At 51.0% G+C, this 1418-nt stretch carries 1 rRNA gene (cut by a window edge); it reads right to left on the minus strand.

Annotated elements, in window-relative coordinates:
- Positions 1-1188: ribosomal RNA gene (locus tag RUMTOR_RS06360) — 16S ribosomal RNA — on the minus strand (it extends 413 nt beyond the left edge of the window).
- Between the last annotated feature and the right edge of the window lie 230 nt (positions 1189-1418).

A 1418-nucleotide genomic window follows, 5' to 3' on the forward strand; every position in this document is an offset into this window, starting at 1 on the left:
TGAGTTCTATCCCCACCTTCCTCCCGGGATTATCCCCGGCAGTCTCTTTTAGAGTGCCCGGCCTGGCCGCTGCTACTAAAGATAGGGTTGCGCTCGTGCGGGACTTAACCCAACATCTCACGACACGAGCTGACGACAACCATGCACCACCTGTCTCCGCTGCCCCGAAGGGAAGGACGCATTACCGTCCGGTCAGCGGGATGTCAAGAGCAGGTAAGGTTCTTCGCGTTGCTTCGAATTAAACCACATGCTCCACCGCTTGTGCGGGTCCCCCGTCAATTCCTTTGAGTTTCATTCTTGCGAACGTACTCCCCCAGGTGGACTACTTATTGCGTTTGCTGCGGCACCGAATGGCTTTGCCACCCGACACCTAGTAGTCATCGTTTACGGCGTGGACTACCAGGGTATCTAATCCTGTTTGCTCCCCACGCTTTCGAGCCTCAACGTCAGTTACTGTCCAGTAAGCCGCCTTCGCCACTGGTGTTCCTCCTAATATCTACGCATTTCACCGCTACACTAGGAATTCCACTTACCTCTCCAGCACTCTAGATGAACAGTTTCCAATGCAGTCCCGGGGTTGAGCCCCGGGTTTTCACATCAGACTTGCCCATCCGTCTACGCTCCCTTTACACCCAGTAAATCCGGATAACGCTTGCACCATACGTATTACCGCGGCTGCTGGCACGTATTTAGCCGGTGCTTCTTAGTCAGGTACCGTCATTTTCTTCCCTGCTGATAGAGCTTTACATACCGAAATACTTCTTCGCTCACGCGGCGTCGCTGCATCAGGGTTTCCCCCATTGTGCAATATTCCCCACTGCTGCCTCCCGTAGGAGTTTGGGCCGTGTCTCAGTCCCAATGTGGCCGGTCACCCTCTCAGGTCGGCTACTGATCGTCGCCTTGGTAAGCCGTTACCTTACCAACCAGCTAATCAGACGCGGGTCCATCTCATACCACCGGAGTTTTTACCCCCGCACCATGCGGTGCTGTGGTCTTATGCGGTATTAGCAGTCATTTCTAACTGTTATCCCCCTGTATGAGGCAGGTTACCCACGCGTTACTCACCCGTCCGCCGCTCAGTCACAATCCTCTTCATCCGAAGAATCTAAGCAAAGTGCTTCGCTCGACTTGCATGTGTTAGGCACGCCGCCAGCGTTCATCCTGAGCCAGGATCAAACTCTCGTTAAAAGTGTTTGTCTTGGTCAAGAATCACTACTAGCAATTCTTTCCCTCTTTACTGTTTTGGCATTGAACACTTAATGAGTCTCTCACGAATTTAGTGTGAAAGCCGAACCTCATCTTGTATCAATGTAGTTCTTAAAAATTTTTCTCTTTAAAGAAATTTTCAAGGGTTGTTGTCTATTGTTCAGTTTTCTCAGTTCTTTCTCTGTTCTGTCTCAAGCGACAGCTTAATCTAT

Origin of the sequence: [Ruminococcus] torques ATCC 27756, assembly GCF_000153925.1 — a bacterium.
GTDB lineage: Bacteria > Bacillota > Clostridia > Lachnospirales > Lachnospiraceae > Mediterraneibacter > Mediterraneibacter torques.